This is a genomic window from Streptomyces sp. NPDC026394, from assembly GCF_055567735.1.
The window spans coordinates 924,988-947,185 of sequence record NZ_JBVHPX010000001.1 but is presented as its reverse complement, the minus strand read 5'-3'; the positions used below and the strand labels follow the sequence as shown (position 1 = coordinate 947,185).

Here is a 22,198-nt window from a genome sequence, read left to right as displayed (position 1 = left end):
TCCGCGATGTGCCGAGCCTACGGCCCGCGCGCACCCGCCCGGCCGGCCAGGCGGTCCGCAGCGTCACCCGTAATGCTGCAAAAAGAGAAAGACGGCTGTACCAAGGATGCCCACCCCGGTGACGGACAGCAGCAGCGGGCGCAGCACCGTCCCGCCGGGCAGCCCGTCCCAGCCGTCGCCGAACGGCCGTCCCCGGCGCGCGCCGAAGCCGGTGAGCAGGCAGAAAGCACCCGCCGCGAGCATCGGCAGGGACACGGACACCCCGGCGGCCCGGCCCCACACCTGCTTCCGGCCGGTGGCCACGTGCGTGCCGTCGTCGCCGCTCTGTACGGGGACCCGGGCGCCCGCCGGGTACACCGTGTCGGGGTGGAACGCCCCGAAGGGATTGACCGTGCGGGCACCGTCGACGTCCCGATCGGCCCGGAAGGTGCCCGTACAGCTGATCGTCCGGCTGCCGTGACGGCCGCTGCCGCCGACCGTGTACCGCTCCTTGCACTTCTCGACGGTGTACGTGCCCTGCGTGCCGGTGTGTCCGGCGGCGAGGGCCGCCCCTCGGACCGAGATCGCGCAGACCGTCACCCCCAATACCACCAGGACGAGGCCGACGGCCCGCCCGATCACGCTCGGCGGCGGCATCAGACGATCCCGTCGATGAGCAGCACCGCGCCCGCGCCGAGGGCGGCCAGGCCGCCGGTACCGGCCAGAACGGCGCGGACCGCCGTACCGCCGGGTACCCCGCGCCAGGCGTTCCGGAACTTCGGGCCACGACGTGCGCCGAAGCCGGTGAGCAGGCAGAACACTCCGGCCACGAGCGCGCACACGGAGACGCAGACGATGGCCGGGCTCTGCCGGGTCCACTGCCCGTCGATGATGACGAATTCGTGGTCCGTCTTCTGGACCGCCAACTGCTTGCCGGGCTCGAACTTGGCGCCGGTCTCCACCGTCGCGTCCTCGACCGTGGCGCCGCCCCGGCCGCCCTCGTCCTCCCGGCCGCCCCCGTCGTCCAGGTGGCCGCGGCCCTCCCGGCCCTCCCGGTCGTCCCGGAAGGTACCTGTACAGGTGACGACGGGCCGCGCGTGCCGGTGGCGGGACGAACCGACGCGGTCGAACTGCGTGCGGCAGTCCTGGACGGTGAGCGTGCCCGCGTCACCTTTGCGGCCGTTCGCGTACCCCATGTCCTTGGCGGTCATCCCGCCGAAGAAGAGCCCGGCGAGGACCAGACCGGCACCTACGACCCTGCCCGCCGAGGACGGCAGCCGGGCCGACGGGCGCATGCGTAGGGGCGACGGGCGCGGACGGAAGAAGGGCTGCGTTGGCATGGAGAGACCGCGTTGCTGTGGGGGACGAGGGGCGTGCTGGGGTGGGGGACGAGGAACGTGTTGAGGCGGAGGGCAGCGCCGGCCCGCTCGGCAGTCGTACGCCACGCGCACGCACGCCACCCCGGGCGCGCGGCCTCTTGACCGGGCAGGTACCAAAACTTAACCACCTCTTTCCCCGTCCGCACCACTCCCTCCCGTCTCGCATTCCGGCCGCCGCCAACATCCCAGCACGGTCAATCCCCCCGAATTCGAGCTTCATTCGAGCGGATTACGCAGCCATATGCCGCCCAACAGCCTGTCGGCGGCGCCCCGTTGGAATCCTTTCCCGACCCCTGCCCCCCCGGGGAACGCGGGCCGCTGGCCCGGCGCCCGCCCACGCGGAGCCGCCTTGACATGCCTGCGTTAAGAACACATAAAGTGGTCACGCCGGGCCTGTCGGGAGACAAACGCGCCAGGCGCGAATGACAGGGCAATGACGGGGGCCGTGATGGCGGGCAAGGCATTCGACGTGGATCCTGAGGTGCTGCGCACCCAGGGACATGCGTTCGTGAACATCGGTACGGAGTTCGGCAAGGCCGCCAAGAAACTCAAGGACGACCTGGAGGGCCTCGGAAAGCCCTGGGAGGACGCCGACTTCGGCGCGGCCTTCGACGTCATCTACACCCCGATCCGCGACGGCATGTTCACCTCCATGGATTCGCTGGGCGAACGCATCGAGGACATCGGCGACAAACTCCAGGGCATGGCCCGTACCTACACGGCCTCCGACGAACAGGGCGTCCAGGTCGTCAGCTCGGTTTCCCGCCCCGCCGTCTGAGAAATACCGCCGGTCCGTGCGGCCATAGACGCGGCCCTACGCAGCCGTGCCCATGGCCGTACGCATCGCCGCGCCCGTGGCCGTACGCATGGCCGTCAACACGATCACTCCAGCCGCACACGGCTGCAACCGCACGGGGGACGATCAACTGTGTCACTGACACTGCCGAGCGAGGTCGCCTGGGTCCTCGGGCTCCTCGGGTACGACTGGCCGCAGGCCGACGAGGACGCGCTCTTCAAGTGCGCCGAGACCTGGCGCACCTTCGCCGCACAGGTCGAACAGGCGGCCTCCCAGGGCTCGTCGGCGGCGAACGAGGTATTCGGGGCGAACACGGGCGAAGCCGTCGACGGATTCACCAAGGAATGGGGCGCCTTCTCCGGCGGCTCCGGTTCCGACCACTATCTGCGGGACGCCCGGATCGCCGCCGAGACCATCGCCCTGGCTTTCGACGCGGCCGCCATCGCCGTACTCACCGGCAAGATCGCCATTATCGCGCAACTCGTCGTCCTCGCGGTGGAACTCATCGCCGCACAGGCGGCCGCCCCCTTCACGTTCGGGCTGTCCGAAGCGGGTGCGGCAGGCGCCACACAAATCACCCGCGTCGCCGTCCGCGAGATCCTGAACAAGATCAAGCAAGAGGTCGTCCAGGCCGTCACCAAGGCCATGGAACACGCGACGATGGACGCCATCAAGGAGCTGGCCAAGAAGGCGGTGTCCAAGGAAGCCCGACAGTTGGCCATGGACTGTGCCAAGAAGACGGTCAAGGACACGGTCAAGGAGACCGTCCAGGACAAGGTCGTCGAAGAAGGCAAGGCGAAGGCCACCGAAGCCGCCACGGAAATGGGACAGAACGTCGCCCAGCAGGGCATCGAGAATCATTTTGGTGCCCGTGACGGCATGGACTGGGGTGAAACCGCCGACATCGGCAAGGAAAAGGCCGGCGAATACGTCGACGGGCTCAAGGAAGGTGCCCAGAGCCTGGCCGCCCCCCGGACCTACGTCGACCACGCCCGGGAGGACCTCACCCACCGCGGCCTCGACGCGGCCCAGAAACACGTGGACCACCGCACGGGCGGCGCCGCGACCCGCCACCAGGGCGTCACCGACGGCGCGAGGGATTCGGTGCAGGCTGTGTTCGGGTGAGGGCCTGAGGCGTGCGGGGTGCGGGCCTCGGCGCACGGCGAGGTGCGGGCCTCGGCGCGGCGGCGGGGGAGGCTGCGGGGCGTGGCGGGAAAGGTTGCGGGGCGTGGGCGCCACACGCCCTTCGCGCTGAGCCCTCAGGCTTCAGCGGGCCTCACCCGAAAACAGCCCGGACGTCCTCCGCGACACCGGGCTTCCCCCCACCGTCACCACCACCTCCACTTCCTTCTCCACCTCCACTTCCTTCTCCACCTCCACTTCCTTCTCCACCTCCGCCTCCTCCACCCCCGTCTCCGCCACCACCTCCCCTCCCGGACTGAACGGCCTCCCTCGCCCTCACCGCCGCGACATTCGTCCCCGCCTCCGTAGCGCCGTCGAGCAACCGGTCACGATGAGTCGCGGGGTCGAGGAGACCGGCCAAGCCCCCCGCCCTCTCCCCCGGGCCACTCGGTGCGCCGACGACGTACTCGCCGGCGGTGAACTCACCGCCCCGCACCGTGCCGAACTGCTTCGCGCACTCCTCCCGGGCACCGTCCACGGTGTCGCCCAGATCGATGCCGGCGCGGGCGCCGAAATGGCTCTCGATCCCCTGCTGGGCGATGTTCTGCCCGGCCCCGGTCACGATGTCGATGGTCTTCTCCTTGGCGGGATCGACCACGACGTCCCGGACGGCCTTCCGCGCGTAGTCCGTCGCGAAGTCCTTGACCTGGTGCTTCACGAAGTCGGAAGCGATCTCCCTGACGCCCTTCTGCGCGGCGTCCGCCATCGCCTCGGTGACCGCTTCGACGACCTCCCGCTTCAGCGTGTCCAAGAGCCGTCGCACCATGAGGCGGGTGGCCTGAGTCACCCCCAGGGCCCCGATCTCCGAGAGTCCGAAGGTGAAGGGCGCCGCGGCCTGCGCCGCGATGAGTTCGACGGCCAGCACGACGAGCTGCGCGACGACTTCGGCCTTCGCGGCGAATACCGCGGCCGCCGCCACCTCGAACGCGACACCGATCACCTGCGCCGCGATCCGCGCGTCGGTCAGGTAGGAGCCCGGGCCGCCCGAGAAGTCCTCCCACTCACCCAAGAAGCGGCGCACCGCCTCGCCCGAACTGCCGCCGACGACCTCCCGTACGGCGCATCCGCCCCGCCCGTCGGTCCGTCCGACCTGGGCCGCGAAGTCCAGCCAGCCCCGCCCGCACTCCATGAGCTTGTCCTCGTCGGCCTCGGGCCACTGGTACCCGAGCAGATCGAGCACCCATACGACCTCACCGGGCAGCGTCAGCGCCACGGCCGCCTCCTCCCCGGACGCCTGCCACCATCACAGCCCCTGAGACGTCGGGTACGAGCGCGACACCTGCCCGACGAGCCGCACGCCCTCCCCCTCAGCCGCCTCATACCTCCTCGCCATTTCCTGGAGGTTCTCCCCCATTCCCTCCATCCGCTTCCCGAGCGAATCCATGGAAGCGAACATGCCGTCCCGGACCGGCTCGTACACCATGGCGAACGCCTCCGCGAACTCAGCGCCCCGCCATGGCGACCCCAACCCCTGCAACGTGTCCCGCAGCCGCTTCGAAGCGCTCCCGAACTCCGCACCGATGTGGACGAACTCTCCGCCCTGACGCCTGATCCCATCCGTATCGACATCGAATGCCCTGCCCACCACACAGCCCCCACTCGAACAATCAGCCGGCGAAAGAGGCGGCGAAATCACCGCCCCCTGATGAAGTGCCGCGAGCCTTCCACTCCACCGCAGGACCGGCAAACAGCCGTCCGCCGCACGCACCCGCCCCACCCCGTTCGCACGCCCGATCCATCACCCTCCAACCCCCCGACGCCCCACCGCTCAGACAATCCGAAGAAACCTTTACCGCGCCACGACCAAGCCCCTCCGACCCAAAACCACCTACCCACCCCCACAGCGCCACCCAGTCATTCCCGCACACCCACCCCCAAGAACCAGTCACCCCCAGACCAACACCCGAAACAAACAGCACACACCCACACCAGCATCAATCACCACTCATCCGAGCGAACAACGTGCACGCAGCTGACAACCTTGCCGCCCCTTCCCTCGTAAGCACAGAGTGGGGCCCACAACGAGCTGCGGACCCCTCTTCATAGTTGCGCGACGCGGCTACTGCCGCGACCGCACCGACAGCCAGCACCCTGGTGCGGCATCGGGGTACTCAGGCGAAGAGCTGCCGGCATTTCCTGTAGCAGCCACGAGCAGAACGTCCTTCGGCAGGGCGTAGCTGATCGCTTTCTTCTCATCGAGGTCGATGGCGGCACCCGATCCGAACGCCACCGCCATCGCGGTGCCGTTTCTGAAAAGCAAGAAGGGTCCCACAGCCCGAGGACTGTGGGACCCGTGGGGAAAGGCTCCCGCGAAGAAGTATTCGGCGGCGGAGCCTGCCCAAGCTCACACGTTTTCTACTGGCCCGGAGGCTGGTTGGGGGGCGCCGGCGGCGGATAGCCGCCGGGAGCGCCGGACTGCTGGTAGGGGCCGGGCTGCTGGTAAGGACCCTGCTGCTGGTAGGGGCCGGGCTGCTGCGGCGGGTAGTAACCCGGCCCGCCAGGACCGCCGTAACCGCCACCGGGGGGCGGGCCGTTACGCTTCTTCTTCCTCTTCTTCACCAGGATGACGATCGTGGTGATGATCGCCAGAACAATGAGCGAGAAGGCCGCAATACCAATGGCCGCCTTGGTGTTGCTGTTGTCTTCTTCTTCCTTCCAGCGGTCCTGGTTCGCGTTCCCGTTGGGAGGTTGCTCCTGCCCCTGGGCTTCAGGAGCCTTGAGCGGGCCGTTCTTCGATCCGGCGGGGATGTTCTTGGTGAGAGCGTCATAGGGACGGATGATCCCGTACCCGTAGTACGCGTCCGGAGCCGTGCCCGAAGCCGTAGACGGGAACCGCGCGGTCTTGGTGAGCCGATTCGCCACCTGCCCTGCCGTCAGGTCCGGGAACTTCGACCGGATCAGCGCTGCGGCACCGGACACGTAAGCAGTCGCGTCGGACGTCCCACGGGTGTACTGATACGGCTGACTGGCTGCGGCCGAACGGATTTGCCTACCCGGAGCGCTGAGGAGAAGGTGCGGCCCGTAATTCGAGTCCTCCCAGATCTTCCCTTCCTGGTCGACCGCGCCAACAGCCAACACACCCGGCTCTGCAGCCGGGTAGTAATAGTGCGCCGACCTGTCGTTTCCCGATCCCGCGATCAGCAGAACGTCCTTGGAGGCGGCGTAGGCGACTGCCTGCTTCTCGTCGTCACGGAGCGACCCCACACCCGCGAACGACATGTTCACTACCTTGGCACCGTGGTCAACGGCATACCGCAAGGGTTCAGCCAAGGTGTTCGTGAGGGTGCTTCCGTCCGAATCCCAGTTCTTGATGGGCAGAATCTTGGCGTCAGGGGCCAGGCCCTTGACGCCTTGGGAACCACCGCTCCCATGCCCGTGGCCGGCGATGATCGACGCCATACCAGTGCCGTGGTTGTTCCGGGTTTCGCGGTCAGCCGGGTCCCCACTGGAGAAGTTCTTGCCAGGGAGCACGTTGCCCGCCAGGTCCGGATGGCTCCCGTTCACGCCATTGTCGATGACGGCGACGGTGACGCCTTTCCCTGTGGACTGTGACCACGCCTTGCCCGCACTCAAATAGTCGAGCGCCCATTGGTCGTCTCTGACCTGGTCTGCCGAAGCAGCCGACGCAGTGCCGAAGAGCAGCGCTCCCGCCACCGCCGCGCCGCCCACCGCACGCAGCGTTCGCGTGAAGCTCATGCCGTACACCTCTCCTCTGCAGGACGGGGCCCACAGCCCTAGGACTGCGGGCCCCGTCTTGGTTCCGCCGGCTACTGGGCCAGATCGGCCCTACTCGATGACCTTGGGCGCCACATTACGCTCGGGCGTCCAGGTCTCCTCATCTTCCACAAGGTAGTCGGGGCGCTCGCCGTTCGGGCCGTTCTCCTTGCCCTTGGCGCCGTGTGCGCCCGGCATTCCGGCCATGCCCATCGGGCGACGACCGCCGCCTGCGCCGGACTGCGTACCACCACGGCTACGGTGCAGGCCCGAGCCGCCCTGCCCGCCGGCGCCGGCCTTGCCACCGGTACCTCCGACGACGCCGCCCTTCTGCCGGGCCAGCGCCCCTCCGCGTCCGGCTACGGCTCCCTTGGCTCCGCCGCCCGCGCCTGCCGCGCCTCCCATGCCGGGTGCGCCGGCACGTCCGCTGCGGGATCCGGCACCAGCGGCACCGCCGCCGCCCGTACCCGACCGGCCGGCCACCGTGCCACCGGGCATGCCGCCACCCGGAATGCCCGTCGCTCCGGGGCCGCCGCCACTCAAGTGACCGCCGCCGCCACCGACGCCGCTCAGGCCCCCGCCCCCGTTGAGGCCACCGGCACCGCCACCGTTGAGGCCTCCGCCACCGGAGCCGCCTCCGGGGAGACTGTTGAGGCCGGTCCCCACATGCGGAAGGGTCGATGTCTTGGGCGGAGTCGTGCTCCCGACCCCGCCGGAAATGCCGCGCTGACGCGGAGCTTCCAGATCACCGGGCGAGGTATATCCCGGCCCCTTGGAGGAAGGGAGAGATCCCTTCGGCGTGGACGGCTTGGGCCGGTTGACCACCCCATCGGGCAGCGGGACAAAAGGCGGAGGAGGGGGCGTGTCACCCGGCGCCGGTACCTCGTTGTCCCCGACACCACGGCCCTGCGGCTTCCCCATCGCTGCCGCGTTCGACCGATACGCCGACCCCAAGTACTCCATCATGACCGCAGTCTGAAGCTGACGCTCCTTGCCCTCCGACAGCTCTCCCGAGTTGCCGTTGAGGACGTCCGTGGTGTCCTTGCCCTGCTGGAGTTCGTGGATCGCCTTCGAGTCGTCGCGTCCACCCTTCGAACCGAAGGTCACCACTTTGAGTGCGTAGTTGCCCGCGGCGTCGAGGTTGCTCTCCGTACCGGAGGGCTTCTCCATCGCGTCGATCTTCTTCTTGTACTCCTCCAGCGTGTGTCCGACGCCTTCCATGACGTGGTGCATGTTGGACGCGTACGGCGCCGAGTTGCCGATGTTCTGGCTGATCGTGTTCGCGCGCTGCCGGAATCCCTCGGCGGCCTTACCGCCCCAGTGTTCGAGGACTTCCTTGACGGCGTCGTCGAACTCCTTCCGCAGGCCGCCTCGTCCGTCTTCGCCCACGAGAGTGTCGTGGATCCACTTCCAGTTGACGGCGATTTCTTTGACCTTGCCGGGGTTGGCGTGCGCCACCATGGCCTTGAGCTCGTCCATGTCGCGCTCGTAGAACTTGGTCTCGTGCTTCGCGTAGAAGCACCCCTTGTCGGTGGTGACTCCCCCATTGCTTTCCGACATGGTTACTTACCCCCGGGGTTCAGCGCGTTGTGAACGTCGTACTCGCGGTCGTGGTAGGCGTCCTTCGTCTTTGCCGTCTTCTGGCTCAGGTCATCGACGAGATCAGCGAGCTTTTTGAGGATTTGATCGTCCATGAACGCCTTCATCTCATCGTGCGCCCGCCGGAGCTCCTCCTCCTCCCGAAAGCCGGTCCCCAGCGTCCCGGCCGGAAGGAACGTGCTGTGTCCCGCCTTGCTCTTGGCCTCCGTCATGGCCCTGAGCACTCCGTTGAGCTTGCGCCCGACGGTGTCCAGCGCTTCGAGATCGACGTAGTACTCGTCGCTGCTGCCCATTAATGTCCTCCCCGTGTGTTCAAGGTGTTCTTGCGGCGCCAGTCGCGCAGGGCGATCGAGGTGCCGACGACCGTGGCGACGGCCAGAGCGCCGCCGCCGATGATGTAGAGGGCGATGCGGGCCTGTCGTTCCTCGGTGGATTCGCCGATGGTCAGGGCGGCCGCCTGGATGTCGGCGCCGTTGTCGGCGCGGCCGGAGTCGGTGTCCGGCCGGGGTTCGCCGGTCGGCTTGGTCTTGTCGTTGAGGGCCGCTACGGGGTCGACGACGCCCCAGCCGATGTTGTGGTCGCGATCCTTGCGGACGCGTTCGGCGGTCTTCTCCAGGTGCCAGATGATCTCGCGCGGCTTCCACTGCTGGTGCTCGGCCTTGTTGCGGCCGATCAGGAGGGCCGCGGCGCCGGCGGCGTACGGAGCGGCGAAGCTGGTGCCCTGGTCGACGCAGTTGCCGCCGTTGGGGACGGTGGAGACCATGTCCACGCCGGGGGCGGCGATGTCGACGAAGGCGCCTGCCTGGGAGAAGGGGGCGCGCTCGTTGTTGCGGTCGGAGGCGGCGACGGCCAGCACGTTGGAGTTCTCGAAGGCGGCCGGGTACATGCTCTGCTCGGCGCCGCTCGCGCCGCCGTTGCCCGCCGAGGCGACGATCAGGACGTCCTTGGCCTCGGCCCGGGTCACCGCGGCGTGCAGGCCGCTGAGGAGCGCGGGGTTCGCGTTGGTGCCCTGGGAGATGTTGATGATGTCGGCGCCCGCGGCGACCGCGTCGTCTATCGCCTTGGCGAGACTCGCGGCCGTACCGCCCTTTTCCTTGTCCGTCTGCTGGAAGGGGATGATGGTCGCCTTGGGAGCGAGGCCGTAGAAGCCGGAGCCGGCCTTCGTACGGGCGGCGATGATGCCGGCGACCTTGGTGCCGTGGCCGACCTGGTCCTCGGTGGGCTTGCCCTTCTCGACGTAGCTCTTGCCGCCGCTGATCGCGCCGCGCAGCTGCTCGTTGCCGGAGTCGACGCCGGTGTCGATCACGGCGACCTTGACGCCCGTACCTTCTCCGTAGGCCCACATCTGCCGGGTGAGCAGGCGCTGCAGCGACCACGGGGTCTCTTTGATGTCGTCGGTGCCGAACGTGCACTGGCCACTGTTCAGGGGCACGTTCGGGTCCGCGAACGCCGGCGCTGCCGTCGCGCAGGACAGGGCGACGGCCGAGGCCGCACCGGCCAGTGCTACCGCCGCGCGTCGGCGGTGGCCGGCCCGGTGACCATTGGCGCGAGATCCCACGAGGTGTCTGCTCTCCGTGTGTGGCGGATTCGGGAAGGTGAGGGGGAGGAACCGGGGAGGCGGTGGAGGAAGCGGGTGGACTGCGTGAGGGCGAGCGCACTGGTGCAGCGCGCCCGCCCTCATTCACCACTGTGCGAGCCTTCGTGGCTGCTCAGCCGTTGTGCCGTGTCCGTTCCCGTCGCGATGGACGGGGACGGATCAGCCGCCCCAGATGCTGGCGTTCTTGGACTCGGTGCTCTGGTAGTTCTGAGCGGCCTGGTCCAGGGCCTTGGCGATGGCTTCCAAGGTCGAGTGCAGGGAAGCCGCGCGCTGGTCCCACTCGCGCTGACGGGCCTGGTAGCCCTCCTGCGCGGCACCTTCCCAGCTGGCGGCGATCTTCTTGACACCCGACTCGAGGTCGTCGAGCTGGGTACGGATGTTGTTGGCCGTTCCGCGCACGTCGGAGGCGGCCTGGGAGATCGTCGCGAAATTGACGAGGATCTGGCCGGACATGAAGTCTCCTCGGGGAGTTGAGCTGAGATCGATTCACATGCCGCAGCAGACCGGCCGGCCCACGGTCCGCCGGGGCGGTGGGCCGGTGTGTGCTGCGGCGAAGTGGGCGCGCCGCGGAGTGCGGCGCGGTCCCGTCATCCGAAGGGCGAAGCCTGCGCGGAGACGTGGGACATCGTCTGAGCCTGCTCCTCTTCCGAGGCCACGTAGTTCTTCGTGGTCGAGTCGATCGCTTCCTTGATCTCGTTCAGCAGCTGGTTCAGGCGCTTGGCGTCGTCATTCACCTGGGTCTGCAGCTGGTGGTACGAGGTGGCGGCAGCGCCCTTCCACCCGGACGTGATGCCCTCGACGACCCCGTTCAGGCGAGTGATCTCGCCCTGGATCGACTGGTTGACGGAGGAGATACGGCCGCTGAATGCGACCATCTCCTCCTCAGTGGTTGTGAACTGCTGACCAGCCATAAGTCAACGTCCCCCATGAGACTCGTACGTCGTGCCGGGGGACTGACGTGAAGTGAGCCCCCGGTCGGCATCTTCTGTTGACGCCTTCCGCCACTTTAACCACTCCATACGCCTGTTCCCAACAGCGGGTGGGCGGTTGTGACGGGATCACAACAAAGGCAACTGGCCGATCGCGAATGCCAATTCGATGGAAACGGACAGATGCCTTTGTTTCGGTCAAGCGGGAAGGTGGAGCAGCTCCTTCGGATGTGAAGGAACAGTGCGGGTCAGGAGGTCAGGAGCTCTGTGGCTTCTTGGCGCTCTCGACATCCAGCTGCGGCCCTTCCGACAGCAGCTGCGACCACGCCTTGTCCACCGTCGGCGGGCGTACGCTCTCGTATCCGAGGTGGATCTGCGCCTGATCGCGCGCCTTCTCCGCATTGCCCGCCTTGGTGGCGCTGTCGTTGCTGCGCGGCACCGAATACCGCAGACCGGTGTCGGTCACCAGGAAGAGCGTGCCCTCCTTGGCATTCCCCGTCACCTGCTGGTACAGCAGGCCGCTGCCGGGCGTCACGTAGGAGGCCGAACCGGAGGCGATGGTGGCCGGGTAGTCCTTGCCGACCCAGGTGGTCATCTTCGGCACGGCGCCGCTGAAGCCGAGCGCCTTGCCCGCGCCGTTCGCGTACTCCGTGCTGGTGCCGTGGTAGACGCTGCAGGCCACGCTCGCGCCCTTGCCGGAGTCGCCGATGCCGGAGCTGCGCCGCGTCGCGGCGGCGTTGGCCATGCTGACAGCCTCGGAGGGCCACAGGGCCGTGCCGGGGAAGTTGCCCATGAACTGGACGACCTGGTCCTTGTCGTCACGCTTGGGGGTGATGCTGTCGGTGGACACCTTGATGACGTCCATCTTTTCGCCGCCCTTCTTGACGGCGGTCGCGTTCGGCCCCTCCAGCAGCAGCTTGGCCTGGAAATTCGTGACCTTCTCCAGGCCGTCGGCGGTCACCACGTACTTCTGGCTGTCACCGGCCTGCAGGACGTTGCCGATGACGCTGTAGTTGCTCGGTACGCCCTCGACGGCCGCCCGGGTGCCCGCCTTCTCCACCCGGGGCATGGTGAGCGGCATCTGACTCTTGATGAGGGTGTTCATCCATTCGGAGGTCACCTGCTGCGGCTGCGCGTCACCGAAGATGACCTGGCGCAGCTTGTCGTCCTGCTGCTCCTTGACGGCCGGCGAGGGGGCCTTGCCGCCGAGGGCGTCGAATCTGAAGGCCACGCCGTTCTCGTCGACCAGGTACTTCTCGCCGTCCGGGTCCTGGACGTACAGCGCCTGGTGCAGGTCCAGCTTGCCGTGGTCGAGCACCTTGGCCTTGTCCTTGCCGCCGAGGACGAACACGGCCTGCTGGGACTTGCTGTTCTCGCCGCTGCCGGGACGGTCGCAGACCGCCCACACCTTGGGGGTGCCGGCCTCCTTGTCGGTGGGCAGCCGGTCGGGGGCGTACGGGATTCCGATGGCCGGGCCGTGCGGAATCTTTCCGTCGAGTTCCTCTTCCTTCACCTTTACGACCTGAAACTTCTTCGGGTCGAGAAGGAGTTTGGCGGAGGCCAGGTTGAGGATCGGGTGGAGAAGTTTCTGATTGCTGCCGTTTTCGCCCTTGCTGTTCAGTACGACATAGCGGGTGGTGGACTTGTCGCCGACGATGACGTTTTGCGCCGGCGTGTCCCAGCCCTTCGGGGCGACCGGCTTGAGGATGCCACAGGCGCCGAAGCCCACGGTCACCACCAGGCCGAGCAGGATGCTCGGGAGCACCGCCTTGAGCGGCCGCGGCGCGCTCTCGATCGAGCCGTTCGGCAGCGGCTTCAGAAATGCCGCAGTCGTCCGCTTTCGAGCGAACGAATACGCATTCAGCTCGTCCCGACGTGATGCCATTGTTGCTTTCTCTCCCCGCCTGTCGGATCCACCGTGGACCGCCCCCGGCACTCGGGCCGCAGCGCCCTCTACTATGCCGTGTGTCGATCGACCCGTACGGTACGGGTGCCACCTTCCGGTGCACCAGTCTCGACGACGGTACTGAGGCCGGGAAGACATACCGCTCAGAGGCACAATGCTCGGAGCCACACCACCAGTAGAGGAGCAGGCCGGGGGATGTCCAGCGCCACCAGGGCTCGACGCCGCAATGGGCGGCAGCAACAGCAACAGCCTTCCGTTGCGCCGCATTACGCGGGAAATGCGGGCCAAAACGGTATAGCTCCGGGCAATGGAGGAAATCAAGACCGCGGAACCGCGGACCGGCCGGCCGGACCGGTGGCACCCCGGCTGCGCGCACAGGCCGGAAGCATCGGCGGCGTCCGTGTCCAACAGCTCGCGATCATCGAAATCGCCGCGGCGCTGGTACTGGTGGGATGGGCGATCCACCCCGTGGCCCTGACCGTCGCGGCGGTGCTGGCGGCCGTACTCGTCGTCTTCGCCCTCGGCCGGCGCCGGCGCATCCCGCTGCCGGAGTGGATCACGACGGTGCGCGCGATGAAGCGCCGGGCCAAGCGGAGCGGTTCGGCCGCGGGCTCCGGCGGCGTCGACCCGGCCTTCGCGCCGCTGGTGGAGTGCGACCCGGCGCTGCGGACGTACGAGTACACCGACTCCGACCAGCGGGCGATCGGCTTCGTCGGGGACGGCACGTTCCTGACCGCCATCGTCCAGTTGGAGGGCCGCGACGAGCCGCTGCGTCCGGCGAGCGGCGGCCGTCAGCTGCCGATGGACGTGCTGCACACCGCGCTGGACGTGGAGGACATCCACCTCGAATCGGTGCAGTTCGTCCAGTACACCCAACCGGCCCCGGCCCCGCACCTGCCCGAACAGGCCGTCGCCGCCCGCTCCTACGCGCCGCTCCAGGCGCAGACGAAGACACCCGCCCTCCAGCTCACCTGGATCGCGCTGAAGCTGGACCCGGAGCTGTGCGCGGAGGCCATCGAGGCGCGCGGCGGCGGCCTCGACGGCGCGAAGCGGTCGCTGCTGCGCGCCGCCGACCAGCTCGTCAGCCGCCTCTCCGCGCACGGTGTACGGGCCAAGGTGCTCGCCGAGCGCGAGGTGGTCGCCGCGGTGGGCACCGCGGTGTGCGTCAGCCCGCGGGCCGCGAACGGCGCGATGGGCCGCGACGGCCGTGCCGCGCGCCGCACCCAGGAGACGGTCCGCGCGATGCGCTGCGACGACCGCTGGCACACCACGTACTGGATCGGCCGCTGGCCCCAACTGGGCCAGGGCGGCACACCGCTCGCGGACGTCGTACAGCTGCTGAGCAGCACCCCGGCCATGGCCAGCACCTTCTCGCTGACCGCCGCGCACGGCAGCGGCCGGGCGCCCGCCATCTCCGGCTACGTCCGCCTCTCGACCCGCAGCGAGAACGAACTGACCGCCGCGCAGGGCGAGTTGGAGCGTCGTTCCGGCTCCGCGAAGGTCGGGCTCGTACGGCTGGACCGTGAGCAGCTCCCCGGCCTTCTGGCCACGCTCCCCCTCGGAGGTACCCGCTGATGGCGACGCCCACCTACCAGCCCCGCGCCACTCCGAGCAGCGACGGCTGGCGCAATCCCCCCATCGGCGGCGCGCCCGCGGGCGGCGGGCGGCGGCTCTCGCACGAGCCCCGGCCCGACGAGCGGCAGTCGGCGTCCACCGGGCCGCGCCCGCAGCCGGGCTTCGGCCTGAAGGGCCCGCGGCGCAGCCCGCACGTCCTGACGCCGGAGTCGCTCGGCTCGCTGACGCTGCCGGTCGCCGAGGACGGTGTCGTCATCGGTATCGACCCGCAGAACCAGCCCGCGGTGGTGAACCTGCTGCGGCCCAGCCCGCTCGAAGTGGTGCTGGTGGGCAGCATGTGGCTGGCGCAGGTGCTGTCGCTGCGTACGGTCGCCACCGGCGCGCGGGTCGCGGTCGAGACCGCGCGGCCGCCGGCCTGGGCGCAGATGGCGCAGGCAGCGGGCGGCGGCCAGCAGTGCGTATCGGTGCACGACGTACGGCAGATCGCGCCGCAGGGCCCGTCGGTCTCCAGCCCGGTCCTGGTCGTACGGGACATGGGCGCGCGGCCCCCGCGCAACCAGCTGGCGCCCGGCCCCTGGCAGACCACGCTGACCGTGCTGCCCTTCCTGGGCCCGCGGTCGCCCCAGCTACTGGCCCGCGCCGACCTGGTCTGCCTGCAGCGGCTGTCGCCGGAGGAGGCCGAGGTCGTGACGCGCATCATGCGGCTCCCGGCGCAGATCGGCGGCGTGCTGCCGACGCTCAGCGACAACGCGATGCTCTGGTGCACGCGCGACAGCCACCAGTTCGTGATGACGCAGCCGACCGACGCGGAGACGAATCTGCTCGGCGGCGCGCGGCGCATGGACTGACGGAACGGTACGTACGGGCGCGGTACGCACAGCGCGTCACGTACGGCGCGGGCCTTCGCGGACACCTCTCGGGGGGGGCGCGGGCCCGCGCGGGTGCGGTCACGGGCGCGCCCACGGGTGCGCCGCCGGGTGCCAAGACGAGACGCCGTCGACTGCCGTTCGTGGCCGACTGTTGATTAGGCTGTGTCGTGAGCCGCAGGAGCACACCGACGGCTGCCGATACGGGGATGGAGACAGTTAGTGTTGGCGCTACCCGGGGTGGTGTGGTCCGACGTCCGCTACATCCGATCGATCCGCCTGTATCCGGTCCTGCCGTTCAGGTGCGTTGCAGTACACCAGGAGGCACAGTGAGGGAGCAGGAGGCTTTCCGTCCGGACGGGAACGATCCTGACGACGACCAGTCCGAGTTCGATCTGACGGGTGAATTCAAGATCGATTTTGCGGCTCCGGCCTGGTACGCCAGCAACGACACCAGCGGCGGCGGTACGGCCGCGGCCGCACCGGCCACACCTCCCGCCGCCACGTCCTCCACACCGCCCACCGGTGCGCCGCCGAGCGGGCCGGCCCAGCCGGGCCCCGGCCGGACCGGTCCGCAGGCCGCTCCCGCCCACGGTGCCCCGCAGAGCGAGGCGATGCCGCCTGCCGCCCCTCCCGGGTTCCCGACGCTCCGTCCCGACGCGGGCGCTCCCGACGCCGCTCCGGCGCCCGCGCCCACCGCGCCGCCGGTCGCACCGGCGCCCGTCGCCCCCGCCCCGGCCTCCGTCACGCCCGCGCCGCCCGCACCGGAGCCGACGGCTCCCGTGCCGCCTCCCGCGCCCGTGGCCGAGACCGCGCCGGAACCGCCCGCCGAGGCAGCGGAGTCCGACGCGACGGCAGCGGCGTCCGCGTCCGGGACCGTACGCGCCGGCAGCGGTGTCGACCCGTCGGCGTCCCTGTGGGGCGACGACCCGGAGCCCGAACCGGTCCCCGCGCCCGCCCCGGTGGAGGCCGAACCGGCCGCCGACGAGCAGCGGGCCGACGAAGCGGACCGGCCCGGCGACCCCGCCACGGCCGAGGCCCCCGCCCCCGCTCCCCCGGCGCAGCCCGCCCCGGAGGCCGAAGCGCCCGTCGCGGCGCCGCAACCGCCCGTGCAGCAGCAGCCGGAGGCAGTCCAGCAGGAAGCTCCGCAGCAGGCCACGGTGCAGGAAGCTCCGCAGCAGGGCGCTCCCCAGGAGTTGCCCCAGCAGCAGATTCCGCAGGAGCTGCCGCCTCAGCAGCAGGCAGCACCGCAGCAGATGCAGCAGCAGGTACCGCAGCAGCACGGCACTCCCCCGCAGGGCGCGCCTTGGGGCGCTGCCGCCGGGCAGCAGGCAGGTGCGCCTGCGAACCTCCCGCCGCTGCCTCCTGAGTACCAGCCTGCGGATCCGCAGACGGCCCAGGCGCAGGCGCAAGCTCAGGCTCAACAGCCGTACCAGCAGCAGGCGCAGCCCCAGGCTCAGCCCGATCAGCAGCCGCCGTACGCACAGCAGCAGCCGCAGCAGCAGCCGTACCCTCAGCAGTCCGGCTATCCGCAGCAGTACCCCCAGCAGGCTCAGCAGGCCCACCCCCAGCAGCCGGCTCCTCCGCAGGCCCAGCCGCAGGCCGCTTACGGCTACCCGCAGCCCGCTTACGGGTATCCGCACCAGCATCCCCAGCAGGGCGCCCCGACCCCGCAGCAGGCACCGGTCGACCCCAACGCCGCTGCGGCGCAGGGCGGTTACGGGTATCCGCAGCAGGCCCAGCCTCAGCAGCAGACGCCGCAGCAGGCCCAGCAGCAAGCGCAGCAACAGGCCGCTTACGGCTATCCGCAGCAGCAGGGTGGCTACGGCTACCCGCAGGCCCCCCAGGGCTACCCGCAGCAGGCCGCACCCGCGCAGCAACAGCAGCAGTACCCCGGGTACGGCCAGCAGCAGGTCCCGCCGCAGCCCCAGCTCCAGCAGCCGCAGCACCCGCAGGCTCAACAGCCCCCGCAGGCGCAGCCGCAGGCCCCGCAGCAGCCGCAGGCCCCCACCCCGGTCCAAGGCGCCGACCCGAACGCCGCCGCCAACTACGCGCAGTACTCGCAGCCGGGTCAGCAGCAGCAACAGCAGCGGGCCGCCCCCGGCGCGCCCCTGGGCTACAGCGCCGCCGTCGAGCTGACCTCCGACCGGCTGCTCCGCAACCAGCCCAAGAAGAAGAAGCCGGGCGCGAACGCGCAGCCCTCACGTTTCAAGCTGGGTGCGAAGAAGGAGGAGCAGGAGCGTCAGCGCAAGCTGGAGCTGATCCGTACGCCGGTGATGTCCTGCTACCGGATCGCGGTCATCAGCCTCAAGGGCGGCGTCGGCAAGACCACGACGACGACCGCGCTGGGTGCCACGCTCGCCTCCGAGCGGCAGGACAAGATCCTGGCGATCGACGCGAACCCGGACGCCGGCACGCTCGGCCGCCGGGTGCGCCGCGAGACCGGCGCCACCATCCGTGACCTGGTGCAGGCGATTCCGCAGCTGCACAGCTACATGGACATCCGCCGGTTCACCTCGCAGGCGCCGTCCGGTCTGGAGATCCTCGCCAACGACGTGGACCCGGCCGTCTCGACGACGTTCAACGACGACGACTACCGGCGCGCGATCGACGTGCTCGGCAAGCAGTACCCGATCATCCTCACCGACTCGGGCACGGGCCTGCTCTACAGCGCGATGCGCGGTGTGCTGGACCTCGCCGACCAGTTGATCATCATCTCCACGCCGTCGGTGGACGGTGCGTCCAGCGCCAGCACCACGCTGGACTGGCTGTCCGCGCACGGCTACGCCGACCTCGTGCAGCGCGGTATCACGGTGATCTCCGGGGTCCGCGAGACCGGCAAGATGATCAAGATCGACGACATCGTGTCGCACTTCGAGACGCGGTGCCGCGGTGTGGTCGTGGTCCCGTTCGACGAGCATCTGGCCGCCGGTGCCGAGGTCGACCTGGACATGATGCGGCCCAAGACCCGCGAGGCGTACTTCAACCTGTCCGCGCTGGTGGCCGAGGACTTCTCCCGGACCCAGCAGGCGCAGGGCGCTTGGCAGGACCCCGCCCAGCAGCAGATGCAGCCGGGCGACCCGAACGCCCAGCAGCAGTACGGGCAGCAGCAGTACGGCCAGCAGGCGTACCCGCAGCAGCCGGGCCAGGAGGCCCCGGGCCAGCAGCCCGCCGGGTACCCGCCGCAACAGGGCGGCTGGACCCAGCAGCCCCAGCAGCAGGGGCAGCCGCCCCAGGGCTGGCAGCAGCCCCCGGACGCCCCGCAGGCGCCCGGACAGCCCGGCCTCCAGCCGGGGTGGACGCAGCAGCCCCCGCCGCAGTAGCACCACGGCGCGCGCAGGAGCACCACGGCACACGACAGGGCCCGGCACTCGGAAGAGTGCCGGGCCCTGTCCCGTTGTCGCGGGGCCCGCGAGCGGGCCCTCGTGATCCGCCGTCAGCTCCCGGCCTGATCCTCGGCCTCGGCCGCCCCGATCAGCTCGCGTGTCTCCTTCACGTCGACCGCCATCCGCTCCAGCAGCCCGTCGAGCGTCTCGAACTTCTCCATGCCGCGCAGGTACGCGTAGAAGTCCACCGCGACGTGCAGGCCGTACAGTTCCAGGCCGACGCGGTCGATGGCGTGGGCCTCGACGGTCCGCGCGGTGCCGTCGAACTGCGGGTTGGTGCCGACCGAGATCGCCGCCGGCATCTTCTCGCCGTCCGCGTGCAGCCAGCCCGCGTACACCCCGTCCGCCGGGATGGCGGTGTGCGGCAGCGTCTCCACGTTCGCCGTCGGGAAGCCCAGCTCCCGGCCGCGCTGGGCGCCGCGCACCACGACGCCCTCGACCCGGTGCGGCCGCCCCAGGACCTCCCGCGCGCCCGCGACGTCTCCCTCGGCGACCAGCCGCCGGGTCAGGGTCGAGGAGAACGGCTCGCCGCCGCCCGCCGTCCCGCGCTCGAACAGGTCGACGACCTCGACCGCGTAGTCGTAGGTGCCGCCCAGCTCGGTGAGCGTCTCGACGGTGCCCGCGGCCTTGTGCCCGAAGCGGAAGTTCGGCCCCTCGACGACCAGCTGCGCGTGCAGCTTGTCGACCAGGACCTTGACCACGAAGTCGGCCGGGGCCAGCTTCGAGAACCCGGTGGTGAACGGCAGGATCAGCACGGCGTCCACACCGAGGCCCGCCATCAGCTCCGCGCGCCGCTCGTGCGGCGCCAGCAGCGGCGGGTGGGTGCCGGGCCGTACGACCTCGCTGGGATGCGGGTCGAAGGTGACCACCACGGCCGGTACACCCAGCTCCCGGGCGCGCGCCACCGTCTTCCCGATGATCAGCTGGTGCCCGCGGTGCACGCCGTCGTAGGAGCCGATGGTGACGACGCTGCGTCCCCAGCCCTCGGGGATGTCCTCCAAGCCACGCCAGCGCTGCACTGTGCCCGCTCCTCGCCAGAACTCTCGTCCGTCACTGCGCCGGGAAGAACCCGGTCGGATCCGGGCACCCTCGGCCTTACGCAGGTCTAAGACTGCCATGCCTCGCGCATCGCTTCGCGGGAAGGGTCACCTCGCTTCTGTGGAGTGCGGCACCCCCGGTTGTGTGTTCCGCCGTACCGGCCCGCGCGTGTCACCCGTACGCCGGAGCACGCCGCCGCCGTCCGCGCCCCGACGGCCGCCGGAGCCACAGGGCCGCCGGGCGCGGCGGGTACGTACGGCGACGGGCGGCGCCGTCAGCACGGCACCGCCCGTCCTCCTGCTCCGCAGCCCCGGGCCTCGGCCCCGAGCCGCGGACCGCGTCACTCCGCGAAGACCGCCAGGCTCTTCGCCCGGCCGCCCTGGTTCTCCAGCAGCGCCAGGAACGTCCCGTCCGGCGCGAACGCCGCCGCGGGCCGTGCCGGTCCGTCGCCCTCCTCGTCGAACCGCGGCATCGGGATGCGCACCCCGTTGGTGAGCAGCCGCGCCTGGTCGAGGGTGACGTCCCAGCGCGGGAAGGCCGCGGCCGCCGCCTCGCCGATCGGCATGACCGGCAGACCGCCGCCCGCCTCGTCGTCCACGGCCGTCTGGAGCTGCTCCAGCGTGCGGGCCCGGTCGAGCTTGTACGGGCCCACCCGGGTGCGCCGCAGCGCGGTCAGGTGACCGCCGACGCCGAGGGCCTCCCCCAGGTCGCGGGCGAGCGCCCGGATGTACGTACCGGAGGAGCACTCCACCGAGACCAGCAGGTCGGTGACGGGCGTGCCGTCCGCCGCCTCGGCCTCCTCGACGGAGTAGACGACGAAGGAGGAGACGGTCACCGGACGGGCCGGTATCTCCACGTCCTCGCCCTTGCGCACCCGTGCGTAGGACCGCTTGCCGTCGATCTTGATGGCGCTGACCTTGGACGGCACCTGCATGATCGCGCCGGTCAGCTCCGCCACGCCCGCGTCGATCGCCGCCCGGTCCAGGCCGTGCGCGGCCTTGGACGCGGTGATCTCGCCCTCCGCGTCGTCGGTGACCGACGTCTGGCCCAACCGGATCGTGCCGACGTACTCCTTCTCGGTCAGCGCGAGGTGCCCGAGCAGCTTCGTGGCGCGCTCGATGCCCAGCACGAGCACGCCCGTCGCCATCGGGTCCAGCGTGCCGGCGTGCCCGACGCGGCGGGTGCGGGCCATGCCGCGCATCTTGGCCACCACGTCGTGCGAGGTGAAGCCGGCCGGCTTGTCCACGATGACCAGGCCGTCCGGCGCCCCCTGCTTGGCGCGGGTGCGCTCGACACGCTTCGCGCCGGTGTTCTCGCGCTTCATTACTGCGGGGTGTCCTCGTCCTCGTCGCCCGGCTTGCGGTACGGGTCGGCCTCGCCCGCGTACGCGGCGCCCGAGGACGCCTCGCGCACCTTGGCGTCCGAGGCCCGTGCCTTGTCGAGCAGGTCCTCGATCGTCTTGGCGGTCTCCGGCAGCGCGTCCGCGACGAAGGTCAGGGTCGGCGTGAACTTCACGCCCGCCGCCTTGCCGACCTCGGAACGCAGGATGCCCTTGGCGCTCTCCAGCCCGGCGGCCGCGCCGGCCCGCTCCTCGTCGTCGCCGTAGACCGTGTAGAAGACCGTGGCCTCCCGCAGGTCGCCGGTGACCCGGGTGTCCGTGATGGTCACGTGGCTGCCGAGCCGCGGGTCCTTGATACCGCGCTGCAGCTTCTGGGCGACCACCTCCCGGATGAGGTCCGCCAGCTTCTTCGCCCGCGCATTGTCGGCCACTGGTCCGTCTCCTTCTGTGTCTTTCACCATGGTGCGTGTGGCGCCGACGACCCGCTCAGTCGTCATGGTCGCCGTGGACCCGCCGCCGTACCGACAGCAGCTCCACTTCGGGCCGTGCGGCGACCAGGCGCTCGCAGCGGTCCAGTACGTCTGTGAGGTGCCCCGTGTCCCCGGACACCACCGCGAGTCCGATGGTGGCTCTGCGGTGGAGATCCTGCTCGCCGACCTCCGCCACGCTGACCGCGTACTTGCGGTGCAGTTCGGCGACGATCGGGCGGACGACGGAGCGCTTCTCCTTCAGCGACCGTACGTCGCCGAGGAGGAGGTCGAAGGACAGCGTCCCTACGTACATGCGGTGCGGGTAAGGCCACCCGTGGGGCACTAGATGCCAGATGTACGAACTGTTCGAACCGTACAGGCAACGGCCGGGGCCGATCGACGGAATTTTCCTTCCGCCGACCGGCCCCGGGGGTGAGAACGCG

21 protein-coding genes are annotated in these 22,198 nt (G+C 70.1%); 5 read left to right on the top strand and 16 right to left on the bottom strand.

The features are described 5' to 3' along the window. Window positions 1-63 precede the first annotated feature (63 nt). Together ACZ4QV_RS04060 and ACZ4QV_RS04055 are read right to left on the bottom strand one after the other, a co-directional pair. Window positions 64-636, bottom strand: a complete 573-nt coding sequence (locus tag ACZ4QV_RS04060) for a hypothetical protein (protein ID WP_361638689.1) — start codon at window positions 634-636, stop codon at window positions 64-66. Continuing rightward, a complete protein-coding gene (locus ACZ4QV_RS04055) occupies window positions 636-1,319 on the bottom strand; it encodes a hypothetical protein (protein WP_467762540.1) in 684 nt (227 codons plus the stop codon). The genes ACZ4QV_RS04060 and ACZ4QV_RS04055 overlap by 1 nt, the downstream gene beginning before the upstream one ends. Before the next feature lie 472 nt (window positions 1,320-1,791). On the opposite strand from ACZ4QV_RS04055, the gene ACZ4QV_RS04050 reads away from it, so the two are divergent. Together ACZ4QV_RS04050 and ACZ4QV_RS04045 are read left to right on the top strand one after the other, a co-directional pair. Further along, window positions 1,792-2,136: a WXG100 family type VII secretion target gene (locus ACZ4QV_RS04050; protein ID WP_361638685.1), complete on the top strand. Its 345-nt coding sequence runs from the start codon at window positions 1,792-1,794 to the stop codon at window positions 2,134-2,136. 150 nt (window positions 2,137-2,286) lie between these two features. After that, window positions 2,287-3,279: a WXG100-like domain-containing protein gene (locus ACZ4QV_RS04045; protein WP_361618258.1), complete on the top strand. Its 993-nt coding sequence runs from the start codon at window positions 2,287-2,289 to the stop codon at window positions 3,277-3,279. Between the two features lie 151 nt (window positions 3,280-3,430). On the opposite strand, the gene ACZ4QV_RS04040 is transcribed toward ACZ4QV_RS04045, so the two are convergent. The 10 genes from ACZ4QV_RS04040 to ACZ4QV_RS03995 form a co-directional block, all read right to left on the bottom strand. Next, entirely contained in the window at window positions 3,431-4,549 is a 1,119-nt protein-coding gene (locus ACZ4QV_RS04040; RefSeq protein ID WP_467762539.1) for a WXG100-like domain-containing protein, read from the bottom strand. Between the two features lie 30 nt (window positions 4,550-4,579). Continuing rightward, a complete protein-coding gene (locus ACZ4QV_RS04035) occupies window positions 4,580-4,921 on the bottom strand; it encodes a WXG100 family type VII secretion target (protein ID WP_467762538.1) in 342 nt (113 codons plus the stop codon). A 474-nt stretch (window positions 4,922-5,395) separates the two neighbouring features. Beyond that, on the bottom strand, window positions 5,396-5,596 hold the full coding sequence (locus ACZ4QV_RS04030; protein WP_467762537.1) for a hypothetical protein: 201 nt from the start codon (window positions 5,594-5,596) through the stop codon (window positions 5,396-5,398). 95 nt (window positions 5,597-5,691) lie between these two features. Beyond that, window positions 5,692-7,032: a type VII secretion-associated serine protease mycosin gene (gene mycP, locus ACZ4QV_RS04025; protein ID WP_361583725.1), complete on the bottom strand. Its 1,341-nt coding sequence runs from the start codon at window positions 7,030-7,032 to the stop codon at window positions 5,692-5,694. A 90-nt stretch (window positions 7,033-7,122) separates the two neighbouring features. Next, window positions 7,123-8,610: a hypothetical protein gene (locus ACZ4QV_RS04020; protein ID WP_467762536.1), complete on the bottom strand. Its 1,488-nt coding sequence runs from the start codon at window positions 8,608-8,610 to the stop codon at window positions 7,123-7,125. Between the two features lie 2 nt (window positions 8,611-8,612). Next, window positions 8,613-8,942 carry a hypothetical protein gene (locus ACZ4QV_RS04015; RefSeq protein WP_361583731.1) on the bottom strand — a complete coding sequence of 110 codons (330 nt, stop codon included), beginning with the start codon at window positions 8,940-8,942 and terminating at the stop codon, window positions 8,613-8,615. Then, window positions 8,942-10,081, bottom strand: coding sequence for a type VII secretion-associated serine protease mycosin (gene mycP / locus ACZ4QV_RS04010; protein WP_361145433.1), 1,140 nt, complete (start codon window positions 10,079-10,081; stop codon window positions 8,942-8,944). The genes ACZ4QV_RS04015 and mycP (ACZ4QV_RS04010) overlap by 1 nt, the downstream gene beginning before the upstream one ends. A 324-nt stretch (window positions 10,082-10,405) precedes the next feature. Then, window positions 10,406-10,699 carry a WXG100 family type VII secretion target gene (locus tag ACZ4QV_RS04005; RefSeq protein WP_030024340.1) on the bottom strand — a complete coding sequence of 98 codons (294 nt, stop codon included), beginning with the start codon at window positions 10,697-10,699 and terminating at the stop codon, window positions 10,406-10,408. Window positions 10,700-10,833: 134 nt separating this feature from the next. After that, window positions 10,834-11,157: a WXG100 family type VII secretion target gene (locus ACZ4QV_RS04000; RefSeq protein WP_125053955.1), complete on the bottom strand. Its 324-nt coding sequence runs from the start codon at window positions 11,155-11,157 to the stop codon at window positions 10,834-10,836. Between the two features lie 274 nt (window positions 11,158-11,431). Then, window positions 11,432-13,060 carry a type VII secretion protein EccB gene (locus ACZ4QV_RS03995; RefSeq protein WP_361145437.1) on the bottom strand — a complete coding sequence of 543 codons (1,629 nt, stop codon included), beginning with the start codon at window positions 13,058-13,060 and terminating at the stop codon, window positions 11,432-11,434. Window positions 13,061-13,435: 375 nt separating this feature from the next. Here ACZ4QV_RS03995 and eccE point away from each other — a divergent pair, with 375 nt between their 5' ends. From eccE to ACZ4QV_RS03980, 3 genes are all read left to right on the top strand, one after another. After that, on the top strand, window positions 13,436-14,656 hold the full coding sequence (eccE, locus tag ACZ4QV_RS03990) for a type VII secretion protein EccE (protein WP_361145439.1): 1,221 nt from the start codon (window positions 13,436-13,438) through the stop codon (window positions 14,654-14,656). After that, the gene (locus ACZ4QV_RS03985; protein WP_361145442.1) at window positions 14,656-15,504 is read left to right on the top strand and encodes a hypothetical protein; all 849 of its coding nucleotides are present in this window, start codon (window positions 14,656-14,658) and stop codon (window positions 15,502-15,504) included. The genes eccE and ACZ4QV_RS03985 overlap by 1 nt, the downstream gene beginning before the upstream one ends. Before the next feature lie 347 nt (window positions 15,505-15,851). Beyond that, complete coding sequence (locus tag ACZ4QV_RS03980) at window positions 15,852-18,845, top strand: SCO5717 family growth-regulating ATPase (protein ID WP_467762535.1); 2,994 nt, start codon at window positions 15,852-15,854, stop codon at window positions 18,843-18,845. 113 nt (window positions 18,846-18,958) lie between these two features. Here ACZ4QV_RS03980 and ACZ4QV_RS03975 read toward each other — a convergent pair whose 3' ends face one another. From ACZ4QV_RS03975 to ACZ4QV_RS03960, 4 genes are all read right to left on the bottom strand, one after another. Next, entirely contained in the window at window positions 18,959-19,927 is a 969-nt protein-coding gene (locus tag ACZ4QV_RS03975) for a bifunctional riboflavin kinase/FAD synthetase (RefSeq protein ID WP_361145448.1), read from the bottom strand. A gap of 359 nt (window positions 19,928-20,286) precedes the next feature. Then, window positions 20,287-21,270, bottom strand: coding sequence for a tRNA pseudouridine(55) synthase TruB (truB, locus tag ACZ4QV_RS03970; protein ID WP_361145452.1), 984 nt, complete (start codon window positions 21,268-21,270; stop codon window positions 20,287-20,289). Then, entirely contained in the window at window positions 21,270-21,716 is a 447-nt protein-coding gene (gene rbfA / locus ACZ4QV_RS03965) for a 30S ribosome-binding factor RbfA (RefSeq protein ID WP_030024332.1), read from the bottom strand. Before rbfA ends, truB begins: the two co-directional genes overlap by 1 nt. 55 nt (window positions 21,717-21,771) lie before the next feature. After that, the gene (locus ACZ4QV_RS03960; RefSeq protein WP_031009515.1) at window positions 21,772-22,068 is read right to left on the bottom strand and encodes a DUF503 domain-containing protein; all 297 of its coding nucleotides are present in this window, start codon (window positions 22,066-22,068) and stop codon (window positions 21,772-21,774) included. Window positions 22,069-22,198 lie beyond the last annotated feature (130 nt).

Coding starts and splice junctions, on each gene's coding strand:
- ACZ4QV_RS03960 (WP_031009515.1), bottom strand. CDS start 22,068: ATGTACGTAGGGACGCTGTCCTTCGACCTCCTCCTCGGCGACGTACGG.
- ACZ4QV_RS04060 (WP_361638689.1), bottom strand. CDS start 636: ATGCCGCCGCCGAGCGTGATCGGGCGGGCCGTCGGCCTCGTCCTGGTG.
- truB (WP_361145452.1), bottom strand. CDS start 21,270: ATGAAGCGCGAGAACACCGGCGCGAAGCGTGTCGAGCGCACCCGCGCC.
- ACZ4QV_RS04000 (WP_125053955.1), bottom strand. CDS start 11,157: ATGGCTGGTCAGCAGTTCACAACCACTGAGGAGGAGATGGTCGCATTC.
- ACZ4QV_RS04020 (WP_467762536.1), bottom strand. CDS start 8,610: ATGTCGGAAAGCAATGGGGGAGTCACCACCGACAAGGGGTGCTTCTAC.
- mycP (WP_361583725.1), bottom strand. CDS start 7,032: ATGAGCTTCACGCGAACGCTGCGTGCGGTGGGCGGCGCGGCGGTGGCG.
- ACZ4QV_RS04050 (WP_361638685.1), top strand. CDS start 1,792: ATGACGGGGGCCGTGATGGCGGGCAAGGCATTCGACGTGGATCCTGAG.
- ACZ4QV_RS04015 (WP_361583731.1), bottom strand. CDS start 8,942: ATGGGCAGCAGCGACGAGTACTACGTCGATCTCGAAGCGCTGGACACC.
- ACZ4QV_RS03995 (WP_361145437.1), bottom strand. CDS start 13,060: ATGGCATCACGTCGGGACGAGCTGAATGCGTATTCGTTCGCTCGAAAG.
- ACZ4QV_RS04055 (WP_467762540.1), bottom strand. CDS start 1,319: ATGCCAACGCAGCCCTTCTTCCGTCCGCGCCCGTCGCCCCTACGCATG.
- ACZ4QV_RS03985 (WP_361145442.1), top strand. CDS start 14,656: ATGGCGACGCCCACCTACCAGCCCCGCGCCACTCCGAGCAGCGACGGC.
- ACZ4QV_RS04005 (WP_030024340.1), bottom strand. CDS start 10,699: ATGTCCGGCCAGATCCTCGTCAATTTCGCGACGATCTCCCAGGCCGCC.